A 25,905-nucleotide genomic window follows, 5' to 3' on the forward strand; every position below is an offset into this window, starting at 1 on the left:
CAAAGCTGGCTATTCTTATGTGAGGCCAGACAGGGAGTTTAATCTTTATATCAAACCAAAATGAAAAAAATGATGGGCTTACCTTCATGCAGGAGGGTTATGCAAGGCTGTGCCATGCCGCTACTGCTGCTATCCCTATTTTTCCTGCTAACAGGCAGATTGCTTGCGCAGGACAACCCGGCACTGAATACTAAGATCAAGTACAAGGCAGTAAATCAGCCTTTAGCCACTGTTTTAAAAGAAATCCGTACTATTAGCGGCGTGCGCTTCACTTATAATACAGATCAGGTCAAGAAAGCGCCAGCTGTTACGGTGGATCAGCAAAGTGGCACATTAAAACAACTGCTGGAACGCGTACTTAGCAATTCTGGTCTTGATTTCGCCGAGTACTTTGGTGGCATCCTTATCTATCCGGATAAGCCCAAAGCCAACCCTGATAAAAGGTTAAGTTTTCCAGTCAGAGGCCGTGTGGTGGATGCCGCTAATAATCCGCTGGGAGGGGCTACTATACAGGTAGTAGGAACACAGGATGGTTCCGTTACATTGCCCGATGGTTTGTTCTCGCTGTTAATGCAAGAGCACCAGCAACTGAGAGTATCCATGCTGGGTATGAAAACAACCATACGTACGGTTACTATGAACGAAGCAAGTGATAATCTGGTGGTCATCAGACTGGATACCGCTGCACAGGCTATTCAGGAAGTAGTGGTAAACGGTTATCAGAAAATCGATGCCCGTATGTCTACCGCCTCAGTTTTTAAACTGAATGCGGCCGATATCATCCAGCCTGGCGTTTCTTCGCTGGACAAAATGTTACAGGGTAAAGTTCCGGGCCTCATGATAATAAATACTACGGGCAGTGTAAACGGAAGACCAACCATTCGCATGAGAGGAACCTCTACTTTCGTTGGAAATCCAAGCCCGTTATGGGTGATAGATAATGTGGTAAGACCTGACCCGGTGGATATCTCTACTACCCAATTGAATAACGTATTATCTGATGCGCAGACAGGTAACTTCTCTCTGGTTGGAAATGCGATCAGTGGTATAAATCCATATGATATTGAAAGCATCACTTTTCTGAGAGATGCTGCCGCTACTGCAATATATGGTGTACGCGCTGCCAACGGGGTAATTGTAGTAACCACCAAAAGAGGGAAGGCCGGACCTATGCAGATTTCGTATAACACCAGTTATTCCTTTCAGCAACGTCCATCCTATCGCAATTTAAACCTCATGAACTCCCAGCAAAGAGTACAGCTATCCCAGGAAATGCATGAAGATGGCCTGGCGCTGAACTCTTATGACGGCCTTAAAGAAAGCATTTCATATGAAGGACTGCTTCAGGCGCTCTATGCCAGAGAGATTACAGAAACGCAGTTCAAAGTGGCCGTTACTAAATTGGGAGCACAAAATACAGATTGGTTTAAGGTATTATTCAGAAATGCCTTTAGTATGAACCATTCGTTACAGATAGATGGAGGCGCTGGCAAAACTACCTACCATGGCTCCATCAGCTACAATGATAATAGAGGAGCCGCCCAGTTGGATGGTAATAAAAATTATACTGCCAATTTATCCCTACATACAGAAGCAGGAAAAAGATTGTCTTTTGATTTTAATCTCATGGCTAATTATTCACAAATGCGTGGATATTTTTCAGGTGTAAGCGTATTGAGTTATGCCCTGCAAACTTCCAGGATTCTGGATCCTAATATTGTTTATCCGGTAAGGCCAGCTGATATTGGTTTTTCTGCGCTGCCATTTCCGCCCCCTATCACCTTCAATATGGTGAATGATTTGACCCAGTCCGAGAATACCAACAGTAAAGGATCTCTCCTGACAAGTTTAACGCTGAATTATAAAATCATGAGTGGCCTGTACTTCCAGAATGTATCCAGCGTAATCACAGATGCAGTTGAATCTATGTCGGCAGCTTATGAGGGCAGCCGATATATCTCTCAAATACGTGGCTGGCCCTTAGACTATGTTCCTACTGATAAACAAATTGCAATATCAAACCTGCCCTATGGTGGTATCGCTAATCTGGCCAATCAAAATGTACTGACATATAGTACCCGTAATATGCTGACCTATAATGCCAGTTTTTTTAACAACAGAGATCAGTTTATCGTCTCTGGTGGTACTGAGATCAGCTCCAGCCAAATAAAAGGGCAATCTTCTGTTGAACCGGGCTATTATCCTGACAGAGGAATGAGCTTCTATCCAGACTCCAAAAGCTTGTTTCTACAAAGTAAACATAGTCTTACCAGAACTACCAACAATACGCTTGGAATGTTTGGGACGGCTACCTACAGCATGAATAATAAATATGTACTGGGTGGAACCATACGTACAGATGGGTCCAACAGATTTGGACAATATTCTAATGCTAAATTCCTGCCCAACTATGGATTATCGGCCAGATGGAGTGTAGGGAATGAATCATGGTTACAAACCAGTCGTCTAATCAGTGGACTGGATCTAAGAGCAACATTTGGCACACAAGGAAATGTGGTAACAGCGGTAGGGCCTGAGCTGATCGCGACCTATTCGCCCGTAGGAACAGATATTAATCCTGCAACAGGTATACCGTTGCTGGGAATTAAAAGCCTGCCATATCCCTATCTGCGCTGGGAAAAAACTGCTCAGTGGAACTTTGGAATTGATCTTTCCTTGTTCGATCGCAGAGTGAATGTAAGTGGTGATTACTATCTGAAACGTAGTAAAGACCTGATAGCGACCAAAGTGCTTCCATATGAGTATGGAGTGGATGTGATGTACAAAAATGCGGGAAGACTCCTCAACAGGGGAGTGGATTTCCACCTCAGCGTGGAAGTAATCCGACGTAAAAATACTAATCTGATAATCGCCTTTAATAATAGCAAAAATTTCAATGAAGTAGGGCCAAATGATTTCCAAAATGATTTCAGCGCTTACCTGAATGGGCAGGCATTTATTCCAGGCAAACCTATTAGTGGTTTTTATTCATACAAGTATACAGGATTGAGCCCTGTCAATGGGACGCCTACTTTCAGTAACCTGAATGGTAAAACTTATATGGAAGGCGATCCATCAACTTACCTGGTGTATTCCGGCCAAATGCAACCTGTCATCACAGGAGGGGTTTCACCTACTTTCAGGTATAAGAACTTTTCTGCCAGTATGTTGCTTTTCTATTCGCTGGGAGGGCATAAACGTTTGAATACACTGAATCCACAGGTGGCTGGTACTGCGAGTGTGCCTAATCCTTTTGTCAATGTGAACAAAGCATTATTGGACCGCTGGCGTAAACCTGGCGATGAGAACAGAACGAATATTCCTGCCATTGTTGACCAGACAACCAACACTGCGATTCCTGATTTCCCGGATAACCTATACTCAGCTTACGATAAATCCGACTATAGGGTGGTAAGCAACAACTTTATTCGTTGTAAGCAACTGAGTTTCAGTTACCTGCTTCCAAAACCGCTGGTGACTAAAATCGGAGTGAAAAATATCTCTGCCGGATTATTTGTTTATAACCTGTTTACCATCGCTAATAAAGCGTTACAGGGGCAGGATCCTGAAATAGACGGAGTGGGTACCTCTGCTTTGCCTCTAACAAGGCAATATGGATTCAATATGAATGTGATTTTTTAAAAAAATGCGCGTATGAGAAATAGCATAATTATCGCCGTATTAGCATTAGGTTTGGTATCCTGTAAGAAATTTCTGGCAGAACAGTCCCAAACCGATGTCATTCCTAAAACAGCCAAAGATTTTGGAGAAATCCTGTATACCAATGGATATCCTACCACATTCACTTTCCTGCAGCCATATTTAACGCTAATGGATGATGATGTGGAGTGTTATAACGGACCCTCATTGTCTGATCAACTAGCGGTCATTACAACAAATGCGGGCGCATTTCAATGGCAACCAGATTTTATTGATGTCTGCACACGTGCCGGCAGCGTAGAGAAAATGAATTTTAATTCATGGAGAGCCTATTATCAGTTGATTCTTGGTACCAATGTGGCACTTCAATACCTGGATAATTCCAATGGTACCGCCGCTGAAAAAGCCATGTATAAGGGAGAAGCTTTTACCTTAAGAGCATTTTATAATTTTATGCTGGTAAACATCTATGCCAAACCTTATAATGATTCCACAACGACGCCGGATCAAAGTCCTGGTATCCCTTTGAAATTAGATGCCGACCTGACAGATCAATTACCAGTTAGGAATACAGTTAAGGAAGTATATGCTCAAATCACTGCTGATCTGGATAGCGCTATTTATTATCTGGGGAAAAATAAAACAGAGCAGAAACTTTTCCGAATATCCCATGTGGCGGCACATCTGCTGGCAAGCAGGGTATATCTGTATATGGAACAATGGGATAAAGTAATTGAACATGCCGATTACGTACTCGCTTACCATCCGCAGCTGATGAATCTGCAAAACTGGGGATATCCTGATGTGTCTACAAAACCCATCCTGGGGATTGGCAATGTTGAGTCTATCTGGTATTATGGCACGGTGGCAGAAAAAACGCCGATGGGAGCAACTGGCGCTTACAGTATTTCACACGATCTGGCAAATACCTATGAATCCAACGATCTCAGAAATGGAATTTATTTCCTTAACGTTCCTCCTGAATGGAAACCTTACTTCGCAACAGACTTTATGCTGAGTAAATTTACCCTGGAGGCAATAAATGCTGCAGGGCAGGTAAATATGGGAAGCAGCTGGCGCAGTTCAGAAGCCTATCTGAACAGAGCAGAAGCTTATATCCAGCTATATAAAACGAAAGGTGATGCCACCGCTGCGCAGCAAGCGCTGACCAGTCTGAATACGCTCCGTCAATACCGGTTCGATCCTGCCAACTTTGTACCATGGACCATTCGTCCGGCAGCAGAACTGTTGCAAATGTGCAGAGATGAACGCCGCCGCGAATTATGCTGGGAAGGCGCTCATCGCTGGATGGATTTGAGAAGATATGGTATGCCTGCCATTAAACATTATTATCAGCCAATCCAGGGCATGATCCAAACGTTCACACTGCAGAAACATGATCCACAGTATGTAATACCCATACCGAATGAGGTATTATTACGCAATCTCAAACTTTCGCAGAATCCACAGCTAGGAAGCCTTAGACAACCTGAATAACACTATACGATCTTTAAAAAAACGATTTTATGCGTACGATCATTCAACGTATAATCATAATAGGATTATTGCCGCTATTCCTGCTGTCAATGTCCGCCTGCCATAAAGAAAAACTGGGAAAGACAGAAGTACCAGACTTTTATGTACTCCCGCAAGGCAATCAACCCTATGATGATTCCATTGTGGCATTTCATAAAAAGTATGGTTCTTATATCCTGTATAACTTTAATGAAAAAGACTTCAGATTTGATTTCATAAGATATCTGGATGCTAGCGCTAAAGTGGGCAATCCTGCTTATGTTGCCAATACCTTGCAGTTTTTTAAATCGCAATGCCTGAATTATTATCCGGAAACCTATCTCCAGAAAACCATGCCATTCAGGATATTGCTCTCTGCCGCCATCGATACTATGTTTTATCAGTCTGTCACTAGAGAACTGCACCGATCTTACTCCGGATTTTATGCCACCAGAACCATGATGGCAATCGGATGGACAGATAGCACATTGCTACAACAAACGCCTGAAAGATTAAAAGAATTGCGTGGTTTCATGCATATGGCATATACGCAACAGGCGTTGTTATCAGGAGCACTGAAATTGCCGGATGATTACCTGAAGTATACACTTCCTTCTTATACCAGCATTGCTGGCTGGAACTTAGGCGAAATAGGACAGGTCGCAGATGTGAATTTTTTAATTCCTATTGAACGTAATGAGGCATGGGACTTCGCCACTTTTGTAGGGATGATCACATCTCATACAAAGGCTGATCTGGATACAACCTTTTTAAGTGCTAGTTATGATACTAAAGGCCTGGTGAATCTTAAGTATAATGTTGTCATCCGGTTTTATAAAGAGCTGGGAATTGACCTCCAGGCAATAGGCGAACTCCCTTAAACATTAAATCAACAAACATGCGTTACCTTATTTATACACTGATCGTACTGCTTATGTGCATGGGCGAAAGTGATGCGCAGGCAGGAAAGGACCTACTTGCTTTTCGCTCCCCGGCTCCTCCGTTTTCCCTCGGCACCACCAGTGGCCGCCAGATAACATTATCTGACTTCAAAGGGAAAATGGTGGTCATCTATTGCTGGGATAACGAGGATAAAAACAGTCATGTACTGGACACCATGCAGAGGGTAGTAAAGGAATACCAGGAAGATACATCCATTGTTTTTCTGGCAGTAACCACTCAGCCTATAGCGCCAGGCGTCTTCCCCAATAAATCAAGACTACTCAATGTGAAAATTACAGAGGCGCTTAAAAATTCCTTTTTTAAAGACTATGGCGTTGCCCAACTGCCAAAGACAATCATGATTGGCAGACATGCAGACATACTCACAACGGGCCTGCCAGAAGGAATGTTTGCTATTTTTCTCAAACTAATGAGTCAGATAGAAGAAAGTGCCGATGAAGCAAATCATCCTCCTTACTGGGATTATAAAGCAAGAATAGGAGATCTGGTGCCGGGAGATATTAAACTAAAAGTAGTGGATGGGAAAACTTACACTATGTCGCAGTTACGCGGACAGGTAGTGTTACTGGAGTTCACTGCCAGCTGGTGCGGCGTATGCCGCGAATTAATGCCCCACCTGGAAAAAGATATCTGGCAGGCATTTAAAAGCAAAGGCCTGAAAGTATTCGGCGTTGACCTGAAGGAACCGCCGGCGACTATACGAAAATTAGCCAGTGCTACAGGTATAACATACCCGCTGGTACAAGACGAAGACGGCAAAATATTCTATCATTTTGTGAGAGATATAGGAAGCGTTACCAAAGTAATGCTGATCGACAAATCCGGTCATATTGTATACCTAAGCTCTAATAAAATGGACCAGGCAGAACAAGCCACCCTACGGGATAAAATTGCTACTATGCTGTAGAAAAAATTCTCCTTTTCAATTCACCCTTTTTTGTTAACCCCTTGCCTTTATTTAAACCATAATACTGAATGATGAAGGCTATACGTTTTTTCTTGTTCTTGTTACTATGCCATACGCTAACGTATGCTACCACTCCGCCAGTAACAACACTCCATGTAAAAGTAAATATCTTGCCAACTTATTCCGGAATGATCAACCTGAATACGCTTGACAGTAAGTCGGACCTGTGTAAAGGAGAAATGTTCTTCCTGGATAAAAGCAAGCCTGTTGCTGTTTTCTCAAGGCCGTTGGCTGCTGCTACGCAGATTATGTCTCTCAATGGTTGTTCATTACTGACGAATGCAGGCGATCAGGTAAACCTGGAGCTCTTCCCTTTATACCGCGGAACCGAAGTCATTCAAGGCAGATTCAGACCTGTTTGCAGCGGAAAAGAAGGTGCAAGACAAGTATTACCTTACCAGATCGATAGCCTGTATAGCAAAGCAGATTTAACTGCCATTACCACTACGCAGCAAGCTACTGATTTCATCACCGCTACCACTGCCAAAGTAGCTAAACTGATCAGCGCTGCGAAAGTGATCAATCCTGAGAACTTAGCCGCTTTACAATCTTTTGAACAAAGCAAACAACTACTCTTTAAATTCAATTTCCTGGATGCACACAAAGAACTGGCCCGCACAAAAGAAATAGGCGACTGGTACTTATCCGGATTCGACATTGCAGCTCCCGGCCTCTCTGCCATTGGAGATGATGAATTAAGTCGCCAAACCACTCATCTGTGGTGTACTGGCAGAAAGATGCAGGACAGCATTATGACAGAGGCCACTCAGACACAGGAAATTTTATTGCTGTGCAAAGCGAACAGGATAAAAACGCGAGTAGGTATCGACTGGCTGGCCCTGGAAGGACGGACGAATGCCTTTACGCCTGATATGAAACAAATATATCCGCTTATCAAGGAAGCGGTGAAATACAACCCTCAGGCAACTCGTACGCTGGATTCCCTCTATCAATCCTATCAACAAATGACACCTGGCACGCCAGCTTATAATTTCGCGCTGGAAAATGATAAAGGAGAAGTGGTTCGCTTGTCTGATCTGAAAGGGAAAATCGTTATCCTGGACATCTGGGCAATGTGGTGCACCAGCTGCGTAGCTTCCCTGCCACATTTCAGAGAACTGGCCGACTCATATAAAGACAAAAAAGATATCATCTTCCTGACGATCGCCTGGGAAGATCCTTCCTCAGCCAATCGTGCGAAGTTGAAACAATTTTCTGTGGAGCATAAAATAGATGGCGCAAATAATTTATTTCTTACAGCCGATAGAACAGATCCGCAAGGCAAAGCTTTCGTTGAACGCTACTGCATGACAGGTATCACCCGTTGGGTAGCCATTGATCAGGATGGCAACATCATGAACGGTAACCTGGGACACCCACTGGTAGAAGGCTTTGATCAAAAGATCGCGAACTGTTACCAGAAAAGAAAATAAACGACTGTCACTTACCACTGCATAAGATTCAAAAACATTTTTTATCCATTTTTAAATATAAATACCATGTTAAATAAAGGACTGTTCTTAGGCCTCGCACTTTGTACTGCAATGGGCGCCAGCGCACAAAAAAGATTACAGTTGGATGTAACCATAAAAGGATTACCAGAAGGAGATAGCGTATTCCTGTGGGCTCCGCTGCCACAGCATATAGATACCGCTGTAGTAAAAAATGGACATTTCAGATTTGACAGAGATATGTCAGAAGGTGGTACTACTTATATCTTGCAGGTAGGTACCAGTGGAAAACAAGAGCATGGAACCTTCATGTACCTGGAAGCAGGTAAAGTGAATATCACCGGTAATGGTCCATACTTTAAAGATGCAACCTATACCGGAAGCCCATTTGTAGCCGACTGGGTAGATATTCAAAAGAATATCATCTCTATGAATGCACCTATAGAAGCGAAAAGAGAAACGTTGTACAAGAAGCTGGAAACGGCTGTCAACCTCGGAGATCAGGACGCTGTAAATGCATTGCAGACGGAAGTGAACAAGTTGGAACAACCTATGCTGATGGCTAGCTGGGATTGGATCATGAAGCATCCAAATTCAGGTGCTGCCTCTTTCCTGATAAATGCCAACTTCGGGCAAAAACTGAGCAAAGGCGAATTCCAGGATCTGATGGTGAAAATGGGGCCGGAAGTGAAAAATACCTTTACCATCAAGAAAATGTCTACCAATGTATTCGGAGGTGATAAAATTCTGGGTATGCTGGATAAAGCGGCGCCAGCATTCGTATTGAACGATATGAATGGGAAAACAATCTCCCTGGCCGATTATAAAGGTAAATATGTATTGGTGGATTTCTGGGCTAGCTGGTGTAAGCCATGCAGAGAAGCAGTTCCTGCTTTAACCGCTACCTACAATAAGTTCAAAGATAAAGGTTTCACGATCGTGTCTGTATCAATGGACGATAAGAAAGATAAATGGCTCCAGGCAATTGCTGAAGAAAAAATGCCATGGGCACAGGTGTCTGATCTGAAAGGAGGGGAGAGTCAGGTGGCAAAAGATTATGGCGTAATGGCGATCCCTGCTGCATTTCTCGTTGATCCTAACGGAAAAGTTATTGCGTTGGGAACTGGCGAGCAATTAGAGAAAAAATTAGCAGAAGTGCTGAAATAATTGAAAACCCGACCATACGATTAAAGGCTATCTCAGGAAATGAGATAGCCTTTTTATTTACGTCTTTGCCGTATTTTTTAGGGAGACGACAACTGCACTGCCCTCCATCTGCTCTACAGGAAAGGGTTTTAGGGCTATCAGATGCGTGTCTCCCTAAATTATTTTCATAGTTAGCCGACTAACGTCAATTTATTACCTTTGCCGGATGAAGTCAGGCAAACCGCATAACTCACTGAACGGGTTATTAGTTGAGATCAGCAAGATCAGAAGAAACAAGAGCAATGAATTATTGTCAGGAACGGGAATACACGCAGGTCAGGATATTCTGTTATACTATCTTGATTTGGAAGACGGACAAACAGTATCAGCCCTGGTAGAGAAAATGGGAATACAGCAGGGAACCATCGCCGCTATGATTGAGCGTATGGTGAATGCAGGAATGATTACCAAAAAGAAAGATGCCAGCGATAAACGTATATCCAGGGTCTTTATCACTAAGAAAGGAAAAGCGGCCCACCAACAGGTAACCGATACCTGGCGGAAAATGGAAAGTATTACCGCTAAAGGACTTTCCCCCATCGAACAAGCCCAGCTCATTACGCTGCTGGAAAAAGTTAGAGATAATCTCTCCTGATAAAATCGCCGGTAATACACCGGCGATCTTTGTTTTACGCATCTTATCATGTGGGCTGTTCGGCCAAAACCGGAATGAAAATTGCCCTACCTTCGGAGTATCAAAAATGTGAATGCGTTTACTATGCAGCAATCTAAATGCCCTAACTGTGGCGCCAACGTCAATATACCTATAGCAGTAGATTATCATGAAATAGTCGCTGTACCTTGTACTTACTGTAATTCACAATTCACTGCAAAAAATCCTGCCTATAAACCGGACGCTTACAATCCTGAACATGAGGCCAGAGAAATCGCAGAACTGGAAGCATTCGTGAAAAAGATGGATGAACCAGTTGCCTACGATCCGAAACTGGAAGCGAGAGAAATGGCGCAAGTAGAAGCGCTCATGAGAGAGATAGATGAACCAGGCATTAGTACCTATGACCCGGAGCAGGAAGCAAAAGAATTAGCGGAGTTGGAAGCATTCGCAGGAATATCCAATACCTCTCATATCCCTGAAGGAAAGAAAAAAAGTAAAGTAAAGAAGATTGTAGGATTCGTATTGGCATTCCTGTTTTTCCCCGTTGCAGGCGGCAGCTGGTCGGCTGTATTCCAGCAACCAAGTGCGGTTACCATCATCGCGGCAATTGTCCTTACCGGCCTGGTGGGGTATTTTATCTATCTTGGTAAAAGCAATATGGAATAAATATTTGTAGATAAATTCATCCCTATCATGAACCAGGTAAAATGCACCAACTGTGGCGCAGCTATATTCTCTTCGGCAGTAGCAGCCGAAAGCCAGGCTACCGTTACTGTTAACTGTCAATACTGTGGCAGCCAGTTTGAAACGCGAAATCCCAACTACAGCCCTCATACAACAGCACCTGTAAATATTTATAAGACAGAAATCAAGTATACTTATACAGAACCAGCTCCACCGGAAAGTGCCTGGAAAGCTGCATCTGATCTGCAACATAAAATAACTAAAGTGTTGGGATATATTATGGGCGGCATCGGTGCATTATTTGCACTTGTTATGTGGATAGTCGCATTTTTGCCAGATACAGACATGCCGGTTGGAGTGCCAGTGATCTTCTCCCTTCTCGTATTTGGTATATTCATGCTGGCAAGGGCTTCTTCCAGGGAGCTGAAAAGACGGCATGGGAAATTATAATGTTTATCTTACAATATGGACCAAGTAAAATGCCCAAGTTGTGGAGCCACCGTATTCTCTGCTCCCATTGCTGAAAATCAACAGGAAGTAACCCTTAACTGCCAATACTGTGGCAGCCAGTTCCAGGTTAACAGGGATGGCTATACGATGCCCGTGAAAAAAACACAACCTGCTCCATCACAGCATAATGTGGGAATCCCGGCCCCGCCCCCTGGCAGCCTGGTGAAAGTTTCCCCTAAGTGGCTACTGACTGTCGGCATGATATTCGGTTATCTTGGCGCAGCAGGGGCATGTTGTTCCATCATCGCAGGACTCCTCAACAAGAATAATGAGCTTATCCATAAAGTGTTTGGGATAGCTTTCCTACTACTCATCTTTATAATGCCGTTGTCTATCCTGGGAAGGAGATGTCAAATCGCATTGAAACACAGAATAGAAGAGGAGAAAGCCGCCGCTGAAAGATGGGCGCAGCAATCCTCACAAAATAAAGAACAAGCATAATTCCTATTACCCTTATTACCTTATGAATCAAGTAAAATGCCCTAACTGTGGAGCAACAACGTTCTCCAATGTCGTAGCAGATAAACAACAAAAAGAAATTACGATCGCCTGTCAATACTGCAACAGCCAGTTTAAAACAGAAAACCCGGATTATGTAGCGGAAATACAGGAGCCTAGAAGGCCCACTCCCGCGCCTGTCTCTGAAGAGGAGAAGCAATACAAAAAGTATAAATTATGGTCCACTCAAGGTTATGTGGGCGGTGCATTTATGGGTTCTGTTGGACTTATACTTTGGAAGTCCTATCTCAAAACAGGAGAAGGAGATAAACGATTGGGCGCCGTTCTCTTATTAATTGGAGGTGCCATACTTATCTGGAGTGGCTGGGCCTACGGAAAGAAAAAGAAATCATTTCAGCAGAAGCCATAGTTACGGGTCTTCCGCACAATATTAATTCCTAACATATGGATGAACCGACTGTCGTCCCTCTTCTTGATGGATGTAAACTCCTTACTCAAGGAGCCGAAATGGCATTGCTGGATGCCTCCGGAAAGGTGCTCTTGCCTTTTGCATTGCATCAGATCCGCTATAATGCGCCATTACAGGCATACATCGTCAGAGAGAATAAACTATATGGGATCTTCCTGCCAAACCAGGGATGGTTGTTACCGCCTGCCTATACGTCGATAAAACCTTTGAAGCCTTCTGCTGTCGGTTATTTTAATGAACGATTAGCAGTTGTAAAACATCTGGATAATGCGGGCGTATTTGTCATAGGAGATAATCCCCGCTGGATGATGCCGATGGTTTACAGGCATTTTATGCACTTAAGCCTCGGATTTCTTGCCTACAGAGAGAAGGGTTTTTGGGAAAGCTGGGGATTGGCAGATTTTCATGGCCAGTTGCTGGGTAAATGTTGTTTCTTTAGTATTAATGGTAAGAATGGGTATTTGAATAATGGAGTTGCACTTGGCTTTTTTGACAGAGCAATTTATATATTGCATGGGGATGGAAATGCGGTAAGAATCAATAGGAGTCAGGCAGAAGCGGAACTTGCTTTTTATCCCGAAGAATTCTATACTAAACATCAAATACACTGCTTTAGGGAAGAAATCAGATATGGTTCTTTAGGGGGATTTCGAGGACCATTCTGATAATGTAATAGTAAATGACCGATGCTCTATATGACCGAAACCCGGTTCAATCCTAGAATAGGATGAATATATTGAAAAATATAAATCAAGATAATAAGTCAGTTTTAACCATCATATAAACCTTTTCACTTTGAATTTGTCCAGCTATTTGTCCGGTTTGTTGCCTAAGTATCTTAGCCTGATAGCAGAACAACGACCGTTCGTTATTACGGATGAGGAATTGACCAAACTGCTGAATGCACATCCTGCCCATCTGGAAAGCAGGAGATTACTAACAGCGTCTGAATGTATATCCCATAAATTCGATCAGGCAGCATTTCACAGATACGAAGAAAAATACCAGGTTAAATTGCCGGTATTTGCGAAATACCTGCTATCGGAACTGGGGCAGAGCAGGATGTTGGGAATAACCCTGGCGGATATTAGCAAAAAAGAAATCTGGGCGCCAGAATGCTATTTGACATATGATTTTTTTATTGCCTGTGTACATGCGGGAATGAAGCAGGAAAAAATTGATACCCTGATTTCCCAGTATCAGCTGCACACAAATAGATTTATCGATGAGGAAGCACAACGAATATACGAGGGTTTCGGATGTGAGGTAGATAAGTGCGTCATCAAATTATTGTTTATAGGACACGGTTCCTGCGCAGGAAGCCAATATGTGGTACTGAGTGAATGTGATGCGGGTAGAATTGTTCACGATGGCGATGCTGCCGGTGAAAACTATGAGTACAATGGCGAAACATTTTGGCTGGATTCTTTTGGTAGAATGCAAGTCCCTCCTTTTGAGGAATATTGTATAATACTACTGGAAAGAAGATTAAAATACTTGTATACTCGGGAAGAAATAGATAGCTTGCTGCAGGGAATTTAATTTCTAACATTAACAGCAAATAGCAGTAATGGAGGAAACACAATATTTATCCGCCTTTAAGGACAAAATTTTATCCTACTACCCCGTATCGGAAGAGGCGTTCGAACTTTTTAAAAGTATTACGGTTTTTCAAACTATCGAAAAAGGCGAAATATTATTACGTACCGGACAGGTATCCAAACATATTAACTTCATCTGTAAAGGGGCTATCATCGCCTACTTTACAGACAATGAAGGAAATACTTACAATAAAAATATCTTCCTGGAAAATCAGTTTGCCGGATCTGCTGTTTCTGCTATGTTAAAAGCGCCCTCGGAATTCGCTCTCCAGGCAATAGAAGATACGATCATAATCCGGATGGATTACAGTTTGTACAAAGAATACATTTATAAAAATGATGACCTGAAAAGCTTCTACATTGCTTACCTGGAGAAAAACTGGATCATCGACAAAGAACAAAGAGAAATTTCTCTCGTAATGGAAAATGCAACGGTTAGGTATCAGAAGCTCCTGGCTACCTATCCAGACATAGATAAACGAATCCCCTTACAGCACATCGCGTCTCACCTGGCCATTACACCCACCCAGCTAAGCCGTATCCGGAAGGAACTAAAGGAAAAGTAACCCGACTCAACATATGTAAAGAGTGCTACAAAAGTATAAGGCTACTTTTGTCCAATGAATCAATATTTCTATTCAACAGTGGCCTTTCTGGGTGGTATTTTCCTGGCTTTACAGGCGGGCTTTAATGCACAGTTGGGAACCATATTGAAGAAACCCATCTTAGCCTCCATTTCCCAATCAATTAGCAGTTTACTATTCGCGACAGTTTTCTTTTTACTGTTCTCCAATCAACTCCCCAGTATCCAGACGGCCAAACAAATTCCCTGGTATCTTTGGTTTATCAGCGGCCTGTTCAGTGTAACCGGTATCACGCTATACTATATTACAATTCCTAAATTAGGTATGGCAAAGATGATTTCTTTAGGCTTATGTGGACAACTTCTGATATCCGCTTTAGCAGGACATTTTGGTTGGCTGGGACTACCAGTAGAGGCTATCTCATGGAGAAAAACAATAGGAATAGCAGCTATGTTAACAGGTATTATTTTAATTAATTCTAAATAAAGTAGCATGGAAAATTTGAATCAGCAGAGTATAGATAACCTGACTTCTTTATGGTTGGCAGCAGGTATAGCATTCGGCAATTATCAACAACATACCGCATTCGATTCCATTCAGGTGCCTGGATCGGAATGGCCCAACAGAATCTGGCTGAAGAGCGCCATTTCCCCGGAAGTATTGAGTGATGCGGCAGATTTCAGCAGGAATAATCAGCTGCCTCTCACATTGAGTCATTGGGGCGATTTTGAAAATAGTTTACAGCCCCTGTTTGAAGCGGCCGGCTTTGAAGCGAAATCAACACAAATTGGGATGTCCCTGAAACTATCCACTCCTTTTGAACATCCCGGCCGGATCAGCTTGGAAACAGTGACCACTTCTGAGCAGGCGAAGATTTGGGCTGAACTATATCCACAGAGTTTTGGTTATACTATTTCCGCAGAGATTCTAGAAAAGGCAAATCATACGGTCCAGTTTTACCTGGTCAGGAAAGAAGAACAGGCTATCGGAACAGCCATGATACTGGAATCGAATGGAGTTGTCGGGATTCATGGGGTAGGCATTATCCCGGATTTCAGAAAGCAGGGTTTTGCAGAAGAGGTGATGGCGGTCTTACTAAACAATGCAATAGCAAAAAATATAAAACTGGCTACCCTGCAATCCTCCGCCATGGGAAAAAATATATACCAAAAGTTAGGGTTCACAGCAGATTTTCTGATGACCAATTATCGGTTGAAAATTTAAACTTATGAACAAAGCAGATATCAATCCTACAGTTTTTGAATTGTACAACGATTACGCGCATAACCGCATCAGCAAAGAAGATTTTACGGACCGGCTATCGGCTTACGCTACCAACGGCTGGACGGTCCCTGCACTGATATCTTACCTGACGCCGGACTATATAGCCGCTATCCAGGTGAAAGCAGATGATCCGCGCATTGTCTCCTCTTATATAACCTATCCATCTCCCAAAGGAGGAGGCACTATAAAAGCCTTGCTATGTATCCCTGCCGGGAATACTGGAAAACTCCCGGGAATTATAGTAGTGCATGAAAACAGGGGACTGAACCCTCACATTGAAGACGTCGCCAGACGCGCCGCCCTGGAAGGGTTTATTAGTCTCGCTCCGGATGCTTTAAGTCCGTTAGGCGGTTACCCCGGAAATGATGATGATGGACGTGCCTTGCATAGTAAAAGAGATCCAAAGGAAATGCTGGAGGATTTCATCGCTGGCTTTACCTACTTACAACATCATGCAAATTGCAATGGGAAAATAGGCGTGGTAGGGTTCTGCTTCGGCGGTTGGATTTCCAATATGATGGCGGCACGCATTCCGGAATTGCTGGCAGCCGCACCATTCTATGGAATGCAGGCCCCGCTGGAAGAAGTACCTGCTATCCAGGCTGCGCTACAGCTACATTATGCTGCCTCTGATGCGAGCATCAACGCAGGCATCGCGGCTTATGAAAAAGCGTTGCAGGATAATGATAAGGACTTCGTCGTTTATCATTACCCGAATACCCATCATGGCTTTCATAATGATACCACGCCAAGATATGATAAGGATGCCGCTGTGCTGGCATGGACGCGTACCATTACTTTTTTCAAAAAGAAGCTGCAATAACTGTTTAGCACTCCATCTACATATATTAAAGCCGGATGAATGTATCACTCATCCGGCTTTCCTGTTTATTTTTAAGTAATTTCAGTCATTCAGAAACGATAGTAAGCTTATGGAAATAGAAATACTTTCAGTAGAAAACCTGCCCTCATTGATGCCCCTGGTTGCTGGCCTTTGGAGTGATGGTGATATAGAAGAGGAAACTGATAATTTCCAACAAATAATACCTGCTCAGGATGAACTTTGCTTGCTTGCCAGAGAACAGGAAGAATACATTGGATTCATCCATGTGGGTATTCGGCAGGATTATGTAGAAGGTGCAATCGATTTACCGGTTGCATATGTGGAAGCGGTGTATGTGAAGCCGGCGTTTCAGCAGCAGGGTATTGCCAGAAAATTAATGTTGGCAGCAGAAGACTGGGCCAGGAAGATGGGACTCAGTCAATTGGCATCTGATACAAGTATCTCCAATAATACCAGTATAGATTTTCATAAGAAGATTGGGTTCGAAGAAGCAGCCAGGATTGTCTGCTTTATAAAAAAGTTATAAGTCTTCACAAGATCGCTTCATTATCAACAAAGAATTGATTTGTAGTGTAATATAAAAGAGTGGTACTGTATCTGTTACTGCACTATCTGTTTCCCCATGCAGTCACTATTTTGATGGACGGTCAAAAAAGCCCCTTCTATGCCGGCCTTGTCTGCCGGAATATTCCTAACTTTTATAAATGTTGTTACAAAGATAACTACTGCTATTTGCGCCCCTATGGTAGACGAACTACAGGCTACCTACATCTCGCCATAGGTGCGAAAAAACTGGTATCTATTATTATTCCTCACACTACAAAAATCAAGTAATGAAAAAGACAATCATTGCCTGTGTATTCCTGTTAACGACCATTTCTACTTATGCACAATTCAACACAGTACCTAGTGGTGATAATAAACGCGCTTCCGTCAGCGAAGGTATTGGCATTACACAAGTGACCATTAATTACAGCCGCCCTGGCGTTAGAAACAGAGAGGGGCACATCTGGGGAGAGGTAGTACATAAAGGTTATGCTAACCTGGGCTTCGGTACCTCTAAAGCTGCACCCTGGCGTGCTGGCGCTAATGAAAATACCACCGTTACATTTTCCACAGATGTAATGGTAAACGGTCAGCCACTGGCTGCCGGTACCTATGGCTTCTTTGTAGCCTATGACCCCAATGAAAGTACCCTGATCTTTTCCAAAAATGCTAGCTCCTGGGGCAGCTTCTATTATGATCCGAATGAAGATGTGCTGCGTATAAAAGTTAAGCCTGTGGCCACAGACAAAAGTGTGGAATGGCTGAAATATGAATTTATTGATGAAACGCCCACCAGCGCTACTGTTGCATTGGAATGGGAAAAACTGATGATCCCATTTAAGATAGACGTAGATCTGGTAAAAACACAGATCGCTTCTTTCCGCAAAGAATTAAGAGGTACCAGTGGCTTTGCCTGGCAATCCTGGGACGCAGCAGCCAGCTTCTGCGCACAGCATAATACAAACCTCCCGGAAGCCCTGTTATGGGCCGATTCAGCCACCAGCATCAGCACAGGAGGCTCACTGAGCTTCCAGGCATGGAGTACTAAATCTGCTATCCTGGACAGCCTTGGCCGCCACGAAGAGGCTATTACTGTCATGAAAAAGGCGCTGCCCTTCGGAAGCCTCAATGATCTGTATTTCTATGCCCGGCAACTGGCGCATCTGAAACAAGGAAAAGAAGCCTTCGATATCTTCAAGTTAAACTACGATAAACACCCCGACGAATTCCTCACCAACGCTGGCATGGCCCGGGGATACTCCGCAATCGGCGACTATAAAAAAGCATTAGGCTATGCCCAGAAATCCCGCGCACAAGCGCCAGACCTGCCCAATAAAGACAGACTTGACAAAATGATAAAAACCCTGCAGGAAGGAAAAGATATTAACTGATAGTCCTGCTTGCAAAAGACTATAAAACAACAAACCTCAGATCATCAGATCCGAGGTTTGTTGTTTGTTTAAAAATTCATACTAGAATTAATAAACGTCATATGGCGGTTTCAGACTATAATACCAATTAATTTGTGCCAGATCGCCTTTTGTGAAAATGTAAAACGGATTAGTGCCAGCATCAAAATCAGTGGGTGCTTCATCATATCCTGTCAATGAATACAGCGAATTATAACTAGACATAATCGCCAGAGAAGGGTCCTGAGCTGTTTTATGAGTATTAGGGATCGCCATTTCCGCTACGTTGGCATCATAATCTCCGCCAGATACGGCACCTGTATGTCCATACCCAAGCGTATGCAGGAATTCGTGAACAATTAAGCGGGTATAATATACATGCGCCCATTTTAAACTGGTCTGATTTAAATCGAGGTTAATAGAAATCAGATCGCCCACTCTGCCTGATCCATCAGGGATATGTGCCCATGCTGGCGCCGAATTTGTTCCGCTGTTATCCCCTCTGATCACCACATCATAAGTGGTTCCCAGTGTAGGCAGCACATCGCCGTAGGTGATACTGGTAATGTTGATATTGGGAGATATCTGACTTAGGTACTTTTGGGCTACAGGAAGCGCAGATTTAACGGCCATTGCAATCACGTTTCCGTCGGCGCCGGAAAGCTTGTTATCCACGAATACAGTGATGTTTTTGCTTCGAGTAAAATCTACCTTTTTATTAAACCAGATATTGTCTGCCGGTTTAATGGAGGTCAGATTATTTTCGAAATACAATTCCTCCTGTTTGCTGGGTTTGCTGCAGCTAAAGCATAATAGTAGGGCTGCTATGATGAAATATTTTTGTTGCATAAAGAACGTGTTCCAGGTTAAATAATAAATTAAGGTCGGTCACTTACAAAAGTCAGGTTATCATAAAACCAAACTTTAGATCCTTTCCATCCGCCTGTAAAGGAGCCATCATACATGAGGTAATAGGCTTTTACATTTCGGGTAACAGGGTCCCAGGCGGAATTGGCTGCCTCTGTAGGATCTGGACTTAATGCAGCAGAACGCCCTCTTACCGGATCTGGCTGTCCAAAATAATTGGTGACACGCGTGATCTGACCATTCCCGTTAGGATTGAAATGCAGTACAGGGCAAAAGTATCCATACCAACTCCAGGCGTTACCTGATTTACTCCAGAGCAGATGCCCATTTACCGGCTGATTGTTAGGATCTTTGGAATTAGGATAATCGTGATATACATAAGCATCTCTCATCAGACAAGTGGAATCATCTATCGTCACCAGTTCTACTGTTGTACTACCAATAAAAACATTATCAGGAACCTGGTAGTCGGTCATACCACCGGAGCGCAGTGAATAGAAGCCATCGTATTTATTTCTAACGACCATTTTATAATATACATAGAACCTGTCAGCGCTGATAGATAACGGTTTGGGCACTTCGGCAATATTATAGGCGATCATGTATTTGTCGTCCGACAGCACTTTCAGCGTATTCACCACCAGTTTAAAGTATCCCACATTTTTGCCGGCAGGTATCGTCACTTTCAAATTTTCACTGACAATGGTGTTCTCCGGAAAGAAACTCCAGTTCGTTCCCTGAGCGAGGTTGTATTTAGCAATTGCAGCCGTATCTCGTGCAAGCGTTACCGTTACATCATGATCCAATGGACCAGTGGTGCTGCCGAGGTAAACCGGAATGGTCATGGTATCTGTGGCGCTCAGAGTGGATGGCAGCCTGCTGATTGTTTTCATCCGGCTGTTGATGGAGGTGGTAGCCCCATCATCCAATGGCGCTAATTCCACAATTTTGGTGGCCGGTACATCAGACACGGATATACCGAATTTATCTTTCAGGCATGACTGCATGGTAACTGCCAAAAGACTTATATAGATTAGGTTGATATGTTTTTTCATCTTTAAATAGTTTGTAAGGACTATAAATTATCTTCCCCAGAATATTTTTTTGGTGAGTAAATCTTCTCCTTGCGCTTTTACATTCACTGCGTTGGTAGCGTATTCCAGGCTAGGATAGAATACTCTTTTTGGTAAGGCAGGCGCGCCTGGATATTTGGAACCATAGATGTAAGTAGGCCATCCCGTACGTCTGAAATCGGCATATGGTTCAAATGGATTTACGCCATTCATGGAAATCCATTTCTGTGATAAGATGGTTTGTAGTGGATCAGAGCTTAAGTCAATATTGAAATTGTTGACCTTACCGGTGGTCTGTGCCATGTAACCATTTGCATCTGCAATAGCGTCTGCTGGCTGATAATAAAGATTACCAGATGGATCAGGCAATGAACCTTTGTACAGGTAAGTGAAGTTGGCACGAACGCCATTTTTGTATAACTCTTTATAGTCGCCAGGAATAAGGCCTCTGTAGGCTGCCTCTGCCTGGAGGAAAAAGCTTTCGAAAGCGGTGAGCATTGGTATAGGCTGATTCACATTTTTGATAATGCCAAAGCCATTGCTACCCGCAAAACTGCCATTAACATTGTCTCCCCATGATAAACCTGATAGTGTATCATTGTTGGCAGTAGGTACGCCGAAATAACCTCCTTTAAAATGGTCCGGGTTTTTATCATACGGGGCATACATTCTGTATAGACGCCAGTCGCCATATCCATTGAATCCATCCCAATAGAAGTTAACCGCAGCGGCATTTGCGCGATAGTAATTGTAGCTGGATGTTTGCTGGTTTTGACTGATGTTCCAGAATCTCTCCACGAATGGATTACCTTTTCCGCTTTGATTGAAAAATCCTGGGTTTGCATTTCCTTCCGACTGCACATTTGAAATGTATCCGTCAGTTGCTGCACTAGTCAATAAATGTTGTAATGCAGTGGCATAGTAAGGCGGTTTAGTACCTACCTGACTCACTCTGAGCAAGAGTCTTAACTGGAGAGTGTTAATAAATTTAATCCAGTTAGACTTACTGCCATTATACATAATATCCCCTTTCGGTAAGTTCCCGTTCCAGTTTTTAATCAAGTCCCTGGCACTGTCCAGTTGCTGATATAAGTCATTGTAAATAGTGGCCGCATCATCGTAGGCAGGCGTAGGATATCTGTCTATTTGCAACGCCTGTGTGTAAGGAATATTTCCAAACAGATCAACCAGGTTATGATAACAGATAACGTTCATCGTTTTCACAATACCTCTGTAGAAGTTATTACCGTTGGCATGTTGATCTATGTACCGCAAATTACCGAGGTATCCGTAGTAACTGGTCCACATACCCTGGAACCACTTATTGTCGAAAGTGTAATTGAACACGTATGAATTCACAAAGGAGCCACCGCCGATCGTCCAATATCCCATCCAGTAAGACATGTCGTCGGAGCCCATATGCTGTATGTAAGCAATGTTCTTCAACTGTGGAGATAATACCAGGTCTACATCGACATTGTTGGGATTATTGGGATTGTTTTCATTTATATCGAAGTATGTTTTTGAACAGGAAGAAATCCCGGCGATCAAGAACAATACGATTATATATTTAGTGAGTACTTTCATTTTGTAAAAGTTTCCTGTTGAATAATTAGAATCTGACACTGATATTTCCGCCAATGAATCTGGTTGGTGGCGTTTGGGAGGTATTGGTGGTACCATCTGCATTATAGCCGCCTCCAATATTGAATTCGGGATCAGTCCAGATATTTTCGGATGGTCTCCACATAAACAGGTTCCTGCCGGTAACCGCTATAGTAGCTCCTTTGATGATTTTAGTTCCTTTGAAAACAGATGCTGGGAAGGTATAAGACAATACTACTTCTCTGAGCTTCCAGAAAGCGTTGCTGGTCACATATGGTGTACCGATTGTACTATATGCCTGCCAGAATTGATACACATTCGCGATCTGTCTGGAAGTATTGGGTACATAGTGCCCGCTGCCATCATCATAAACGGAGTTGGGGAATACAAAACGCTGACGATTTCCATAAGTGGAATGTTCAGAAGCGCCTGTCCAGTCTAATGTTTGTCCGATCTGATTGAATAATACGCCACCGCCTCTGTAATCTGCTACTATGGAAAGTCCGAAGTTCTTAAAGGAAACAGATGTATTCAGGCCCAGACGGTATGGCTGAAAAATGGAGCCCATGAATTTGTAGGCCGCTGCACGGGTAGGATAACCGTTATTGTCTACAATCACTTTTCCAGTGGCAGGGTCTCTGTTGAAGTCTGTTACCTTCAACGCAGGGAAGGCATAGCCTACTACGGCATAGGCGTCATTGGTCATTGATAGATCCGCGCCTCCGTTAGGCAACGCTACCACCTTGTTTTCAATATAAGTGAAGTTGGCGCCTATATCCCATCTCAGACCATTAGACCTGTTGTCAATGAGATTCACTTTTAAATCAGACTCAACACCGAAGTTGGAAGTCTCTCCGCCATTCACAAGCATAGAAGAAAATCCTGTTGCAGGGGATACCTGAGAAGGGATGGTCTGATTTTTTGTTCTTTGTTTGAAAACTGTTGAAGTGAAGTTGATTCTATTCTTCAACAGGCTCACCTCAATACCGGCTTCAATTTCAGTGGTACGTTCATCTCTTAGGTTAGGATTTGGCGCCAGCGAATTTTTAGTGTAACCAACACTATTATTATAAGGATAACCAGACGCCACATTGAAAGACGGAGTGGTCAAGTAAGCGCCATAAGTACTAACATTGCTTAAGTTAACCTGACCAGTCTGGCTGTACGCGAGTCTCACCTTACCAAAACTGATAACATCATTGTTAAACATTTCTGGGAAAGCATCTGAAAGAATGAAGGCTGCATCTGCAGATCCATAAGAGAATCTTCTGTGTGCAGCAGCGAGAATGGAAGTCCAGTCGAAACGATAGCTACCATGCAAGAACAGAAATTTGTTCACGCCAAAAGATAAATCAGCAAATGCTGCCTGTTGATTACGTGCTGCCTTGCTCTCTGCGGCATACTGCTGGCCAATGTAACTGGAAACATTATAAAAATCATTGAATGCAAGGGTATTGGCGCCAAAGCTTTCTGTATTGTATTTATCCTGAACGATGGAATGACCTAACAACAGTTTGGAGTTAATAGCCCTCGACAATTGCTTTTTATATGACAATATGAAATCTCCCGTTAATCTAGATTCAAAGCTGGAGCCACCATTCGCGGTAGGCAATAGTACTTTCCTGTTAGATGCCTGCGTCCCGCCTGGAATATTATAGGGATTGGTTTGCTCATAGTCAGAATATTTCCAGCCGTTGCCCGTATTCTTGTAATTAAAGGAACTATAGGTGTAACCGAAGCGGTAACTGGCTTCTAAATTATCGGTGATCGCAATTCTTGCTGCTACGTTTCCTACGAATTTATTATCTGTACTCTTAGATCTGAAGTTGTTCAGGTTCCACCAGGGATTATCATTCCAGGCATTGTAGTAGTTGTCCGGAGAAGAAAAGAACCCGGTTTTGAACCAGTTCAAATCCACATGTGACGGGGAGTTCAGGATTTGATTATATAAACTTCCTCTGTCCCAAATCTGGTCGGTATAGGTATTGGTATAGCCCAGTGTATAGTCAAGACTCACAATATTGTATTTGGTACTTCCATTAAGTTTAAAGAAGTTCTTGGTGAGTTTGTTTTCCGGTACGATATCAGATCTGTCTGTACGCTGATAGGCAATATAGGTAGATGAATTTTGTGTGGAGGTACCGAGTGACAAGTCATACTGTTTAGTGATGCCTGTCTGGAAGAAATCGGTACGTGATCCTTTTTTAGGAGCGTAGGTGGTTCTGATCACCGTGTCTTTATAAGTTCCATCGTTGTAGAATATACGTTTGGGCGTACCTACGTCCACCATACTACCGTCGTATTTAGGACCGAATTGCTGGTTCTCAAAAGGAACATTGATAGTTTGTCCGGTGATAGGATCTACGTAAGCGGATTCGCCTCCCCAGCCACCATAGGTGTATTGAAGATTTGGCAGTTTGGAAATGCTTTCCCACTGTACGCTCGTTTTGAAGTTGATTTCTGTTTTGCCGGCGGCTGGTTTCTTAGTGGTAATCACCAGAGCGCCATTGCTACCCATAGAACCATACAGAGAGGCGGCAGCGCTACCTTTCAGAACGTTCACACTTTCAATATCATTCGGGTTGATATTATTCAGGATGTAAGGCTGTACAATGGCTCCGTCCAACACAATGATGGCGGAGTTGTTCCCTGTAATAGACCTGTTACCGCGTAAATTAATTTTATAAGAAGGGTCCAGGTTATTGTCCTGTGTTTGTACAGAGAGCCCGGATACTTTACCAATTAACCCGGAGGTGGCATTGATATTTTCCGCCTGGTTTAATTCCTTGCCAGAGATAGTAGTGGCGGCATAGCCCAATTCCTTAGGCTGACGTTTAATACCATAGGCTGTAACCACTACTTCCGGTTGAAAAGTAGCTTTGAGTTTTAAGTGTACAACCAGTGGCTCATCGTTGATAATCTGCACTTCTTCTGATTGCGTACCTATATAAGAAAACACAAGAATTTTAGAACTGGTGGCAGGAACAGAAATTTGAAAATGGCCATTGGCATCAGTACTGGTACCAAGCGAGGTCCCTTTAATTCTGATGGTTACTCCGGTTAACGGAGTGCCTTTTTCATCTGTAACAGTACCCTTAACAAACTGTGTAGACTGCTGAGGAGTGGAATTGTTATTCCGATTGTGGGCATCCGCTTTCAGCACAATGATATTGTGTCCTACTATAGAATAATTCAATGGTTGCCCTTTTAAGCAGCTGGCCAATGCATCTGCTACAGGAACATTGTTCAGGTTTACTGAAACAGGAGTGGTGGATCGCAGCGCATCATCTTTGTAAAAGAAGACATAGTCCGTTTGGCGTTCTATGGCCGAAAATATTTGTTCAATATTCAATTTTTCACCCTTCAGCGTAACATTCTGTGAATACGATTTGGCGCTTAACTGTAAACTGACCGTCAGTAAGAAAACAAAGATCGTTTTCATCTTGCATAGCTTTAGGTCAGGGCGTGGAAATCCTTGTATTCTCTCAAATACATTTTTTAAGAAAATCATATTTTTTGGTTGAGAAATGAGCAATAGACGTTGGTCTCTTAAATTCAAAAGCGCTTTTGAAAATTCAATGATCCCTATTTG

The 25,905-nt window shown here is 43.0% G+C and carries 23 protein-coding genes; 19 read left to right on the forward strand and 4 right to left on the reverse strand.

Annotated elements, in window-relative coordinates:
• The first annotated feature begins 60 nt into the window (after positions 1–60).
• The 19 genes from CLV59_RS09755 to CLV59_RS09845 all read left to right on the forward strand — a co-directional run bounded on the left by CLV59_RS09755 (position 61) and on the right by CLV59_RS09845 (position 18,750).
• The gene (locus tag CLV59_RS09755) at positions 61–3,642 is read left to right on the forward strand and encodes a SusC/RagA family TonB-linked outer membrane protein (RefSeq protein ID WP_111591847.1); all 3,582 of its coding nucleotides are present in this window, start codon (positions 61–63) and stop codon (positions 3,640–3,642) included.
• A gap of 12 nt (positions 3,643–3,654) precedes the next feature.
• The gene (locus CLV59_RS09760) at positions 3,655–5,157 is read left to right on the forward strand and encodes a RagB/SusD family nutrient uptake outer membrane protein (protein ID WP_111591848.1); all 1,503 of its coding nucleotides are present in this window, start codon (positions 3,655–3,657) and stop codon (positions 5,155–5,157) included.
• Positions 5,158–5,186: 29 nt separating this feature from the next.
• Positions 5,187–6,056, forward strand: coding sequence for a hypothetical protein (locus CLV59_RS09765; protein ID WP_111591849.1), 870 nt, complete (start codon positions 5,187–5,189; stop codon positions 6,054–6,056).
• Between the two features lie 17 nt (positions 6,057–6,073).
• Entirely contained in the window at positions 6,074–7,045 is a 972-nt protein-coding gene (locus CLV59_RS09770; RefSeq protein WP_111591850.1) for a TlpA family protein disulfide reductase, read from the forward strand.
• A 68-nt stretch (positions 7,046–7,113) separates the two neighbouring features.
• Entirely contained in the window at positions 7,114–8,538 is a 1,425-nt protein-coding gene (locus CLV59_RS09775) for a TlpA family protein disulfide reductase (RefSeq protein WP_111591851.1), read from the forward strand.
• 66 nt (positions 8,539–8,604) lie between these two features.
• The gene (locus CLV59_RS09780) at positions 8,605–9,723 is read left to right on the forward strand and encodes an AhpC/TSA family protein (RefSeq protein ID WP_111591852.1); all 1,119 of its coding nucleotides are present in this window, start codon (positions 8,605–8,607) and stop codon (positions 9,721–9,723) included.
• A 205-nt stretch (positions 9,724–9,928) separates the two neighbouring features.
• On the forward strand, positions 9,929–10,357 hold the full coding sequence (locus tag CLV59_RS09785; RefSeq protein WP_111591853.1) for a MarR family winged helix-turn-helix transcriptional regulator: 429 nt from the start codon (positions 9,929–9,931) through the stop codon (positions 10,355–10,357).
• A gap of 123 nt (positions 10,358–10,480) precedes the next feature.
• Positions 10,481–11,044: a C1 domain-containing protein gene (locus tag CLV59_RS09790; protein ID WP_111591854.1), complete on the forward strand. Its 564-nt coding sequence runs from the start codon at positions 10,481–10,483 to the stop codon at positions 11,042–11,044.
• A 27-nt stretch (positions 11,045–11,071) separates the two neighbouring features.
• On the forward strand, positions 11,072–11,512 hold the full coding sequence (locus CLV59_RS09795) for a hypothetical protein (protein WP_111591855.1): 441 nt from the start codon (positions 11,072–11,074) through the stop codon (positions 11,510–11,512).
• 15 nt (positions 11,513–11,527) lie between these two features.
• Entirely contained in the window at positions 11,528–12,013 is a 486-nt protein-coding gene (locus tag CLV59_RS09800) for a hypothetical protein (protein WP_111591856.1), read from the forward strand.
• Positions 12,014–12,035: 22 nt separating this feature from the next.
• On the forward strand, positions 12,036–12,440 hold the full coding sequence (locus CLV59_RS09805) for a hypothetical protein (protein WP_111591857.1): 405 nt from the start codon (positions 12,036–12,038) through the stop codon (positions 12,438–12,440).
• A 35-nt stretch (positions 12,441–12,475) separates the two neighbouring features.
• Positions 12,476–13,165, forward strand: coding sequence for a hypothetical protein (locus CLV59_RS09810; protein WP_146616155.1), 690 nt, complete (start codon positions 12,476–12,478; stop codon positions 13,163–13,165).
• A gap of 130 nt (positions 13,166–13,295) precedes the next feature.
• A complete protein-coding gene (locus CLV59_RS09815; RefSeq protein ID WP_111591859.1) occupies positions 13,296–14,042 on the forward strand; it encodes a hypothetical protein in 747 nt (248 codons plus the stop codon).
• A 28-nt stretch (positions 14,043–14,070) separates the two neighbouring features.
• Positions 14,071–14,667, forward strand: coding sequence for a Crp/Fnr family transcriptional regulator (locus CLV59_RS09820; protein WP_111591860.1), 597 nt, complete (start codon positions 14,071–14,073; stop codon positions 14,665–14,667).
• A gap of 54 nt (positions 14,668–14,721) precedes the next feature.
• Entirely contained in the window at positions 14,722–15,171 is a 450-nt protein-coding gene (locus CLV59_RS09825) for a DMT family transporter (RefSeq protein WP_111591861.1), read from the forward strand.
• A 6-nt stretch (positions 15,172–15,177) separates the two neighbouring features.
• Positions 15,178–15,909: a GNAT family N-acetyltransferase gene (locus CLV59_RS09830; protein WP_111591862.1), complete on the forward strand. Its 732-nt coding sequence runs from the start codon at positions 15,178–15,180 to the stop codon at positions 15,907–15,909.
• 4 nt (positions 15,910–15,913) lie between these two features.
• Complete coding sequence (locus CLV59_RS09835; protein WP_111591863.1) at positions 15,914–16,792, forward strand: dienelactone hydrolase family protein; 879 nt, start codon at positions 15,914–15,916, stop codon at positions 16,790–16,792.
• 109 nt (positions 16,793–16,901) lie between these two features.
• The gene (aac(6'), locus tag CLV59_RS09840; RefSeq protein WP_111591864.1) at positions 16,902–17,339 is read left to right on the forward strand and encodes an aminoglycoside 6'-N-acetyltransferase; all 438 of its coding nucleotides are present in this window, start codon (positions 16,902–16,904) and stop codon (positions 17,337–17,339) included.
• A 307-nt stretch (positions 17,340–17,646) separates the two neighbouring features.
• A complete protein-coding gene (locus CLV59_RS09845; RefSeq protein WP_111591865.1) occupies positions 17,647–18,750 on the forward strand; it encodes a DUF2911 domain-containing protein in 1,104 nt (367 codons plus the stop codon).
• Between the two features lie 87 nt (positions 18,751–18,837).
• On the opposite strand, the gene CLV59_RS09850 is transcribed toward CLV59_RS09845, so the two are convergent.
• Genes CLV59_RS09850 through CLV59_RS09865 form a run of 4 tightly spaced genes read right to left on the reverse strand, consistent with a single transcriptional unit; the run spans position 18,838 to position 25,755 of the window.
• Positions 18,838–19,617, reverse strand: coding sequence for a zinc metalloprotease (locus tag CLV59_RS09850; RefSeq protein ID WP_111591866.1), 780 nt, complete (start codon positions 19,615–19,617; stop codon positions 18,838–18,840).
• Positions 19,618–19,646: 29 nt separating this feature from the next.
• Positions 19,647–20,690: a DUF1735 domain-containing protein gene (locus CLV59_RS09855; protein ID WP_111591867.1), complete on the reverse strand. Its 1,044-nt coding sequence runs from the start codon at positions 20,688–20,690 to the stop codon at positions 19,647–19,649.
• Positions 20,691–20,717: 27 nt separating this feature from the next.
• Positions 20,718–22,295 carry a SusD/RagB family nutrient-binding outer membrane lipoprotein gene (locus CLV59_RS09860; RefSeq protein ID WP_170137699.1) on the reverse strand — a complete coding sequence of 526 codons (1,578 nt, stop codon included), beginning with the start codon at positions 22,293–22,295 and terminating at the stop codon, positions 20,718–20,720.
• A gap of 25 nt (positions 22,296–22,320) precedes the next feature.
• Complete coding sequence (locus CLV59_RS09865; protein ID WP_170137700.1) at positions 22,321–25,755, reverse strand: SusC/RagA family TonB-linked outer membrane protein; 3,435 nt, start codon at positions 25,753–25,755, stop codon at positions 22,321–22,323.
• Positions 25,756–25,905 lie beyond the last annotated feature (150 nt).

Origin of the sequence: Chitinophaga dinghuensis, assembly GCF_003259435.1 — a bacterium.
In the GTDB taxonomy this organism is placed as follows: Bacteria; Bacteroidota; Bacteroidia; order Chitinophagales; family Chitinophagaceae; genus Chitinophaga; species Chitinophaga dinghuensis.

Excerpts from the sequence above, each read along its gene's own strand:
- CLV59_RS09755 (WP_111591847.1), top strand. The coding sequence starts at position 61 with ATGAAAAAAATGATGGGCTTACCTTCATGCAGGAGGGTTATGCAAGGC.
- CLV59_RS09760 (WP_111591848.1), top strand. The coding sequence starts at position 3,655 with ATGAGAAATAGCATAATTATCGCCGTATTAGCATTAGGTTTGGTATCC.
- CLV59_RS09765 (WP_111591849.1), top strand. The coding sequence starts at position 5,187 with ATGCGTACGATCATTCAACGTATAATCATAATAGGATTATTGCCGCTA.
- CLV59_RS09770 (WP_111591850.1), top strand. The coding sequence starts at position 6,074 with ATGCGTTACCTTATTTATACACTGATCGTACTGCTTATGTGCATGGGC.
- CLV59_RS09775 (WP_111591851.1), top strand. The coding sequence starts at position 7,114 with ATGATGAAGGCTATACGTTTTTTCTTGTTCTTGTTACTATGCCATACG.
- CLV59_RS09780 (WP_111591852.1), top strand. The coding sequence starts at position 8,605 with ATGTTAAATAAAGGACTGTTCTTAGGCCTCGCACTTTGTACTGCAATG.
- CLV59_RS09785 (WP_111591853.1), top strand. The coding sequence starts at position 9,929 with ATGAAGTCAGGCAAACCGCATAACTCACTGAACGGGTTATTAGTTGAG.
- CLV59_RS09790 (WP_111591854.1), top strand. The coding sequence starts at position 10,481 with ATGCAGCAATCTAAATGCCCTAACTGTGGCGCCAACGTCAATATACCT.
- CLV59_RS09795 (WP_111591855.1), top strand. The coding sequence starts at position 11,072 with ATGAACCAGGTAAAATGCACCAACTGTGGCGCAGCTATATTCTCTTCG.
- CLV59_RS09800 (WP_111591856.1), top strand. The coding sequence starts at position 11,528 with ATGGACCAAGTAAAATGCCCAAGTTGTGGAGCCACCGTATTCTCTGCT.
- CLV59_RS09805 (WP_111591857.1), top strand. The coding sequence starts at position 12,036 with ATGAATCAAGTAAAATGCCCTAACTGTGGAGCAACAACGTTCTCCAAT.
- CLV59_RS09810 (WP_146616155.1), top strand. The coding sequence starts at position 12,476 with ATGGATGAACCGACTGTCGTCCCTCTTCTTGATGGATGTAAACTCCTT.
- CLV59_RS09820 (WP_111591860.1), top strand. The coding sequence starts at position 14,071 with ATGGAGGAAACACAATATTTATCCGCCTTTAAGGACAAAATTTTATCC.
- CLV59_RS09825 (WP_111591861.1), top strand. The coding sequence starts at position 14,722 with ATGAATCAATATTTCTATTCAACAGTGGCCTTTCTGGGTGGTATTTTC.
- CLV59_RS09830 (WP_111591862.1), top strand. The coding sequence starts at position 15,178 with ATGGAAAATTTGAATCAGCAGAGTATAGATAACCTGACTTCTTTATGG.
- CLV59_RS09835 (WP_111591863.1), top strand. The coding sequence starts at position 15,914 with ATGAACAAAGCAGATATCAATCCTACAGTTTTTGAATTGTACAACGAT.
- CLV59_RS09845 (WP_111591865.1), top strand. The coding sequence starts at position 17,647 with ATGAAAAAGACAATCATTGCCTGTGTATTCCTGTTAACGACCATTTCT.
- CLV59_RS09850 (WP_111591866.1), bottom strand. The coding sequence starts at position 19,617 with ATGCAACAAAAATATTTCATCATAGCAGCCCTACTATTATGCTTTAGC.
- CLV59_RS09855 (WP_111591867.1), bottom strand. The coding sequence starts at position 20,690 with ATGAAAAAACATATCAACCTAATCTATATAAGTCTTTTGGCAGTTACC.
- CLV59_RS09860 (WP_170137699.1), bottom strand. The coding sequence starts at position 22,295 with ATGAAAGTACTCACTAAATATATAATCGTATTGTTCTTGATCGCCGGG.
- CLV59_RS09865 (WP_170137700.1), bottom strand. The coding sequence starts at position 25,755 with ATGAAAACGATCTTTGTTTTCTTACTGACGGTCAGTTTACAGTTAAGC.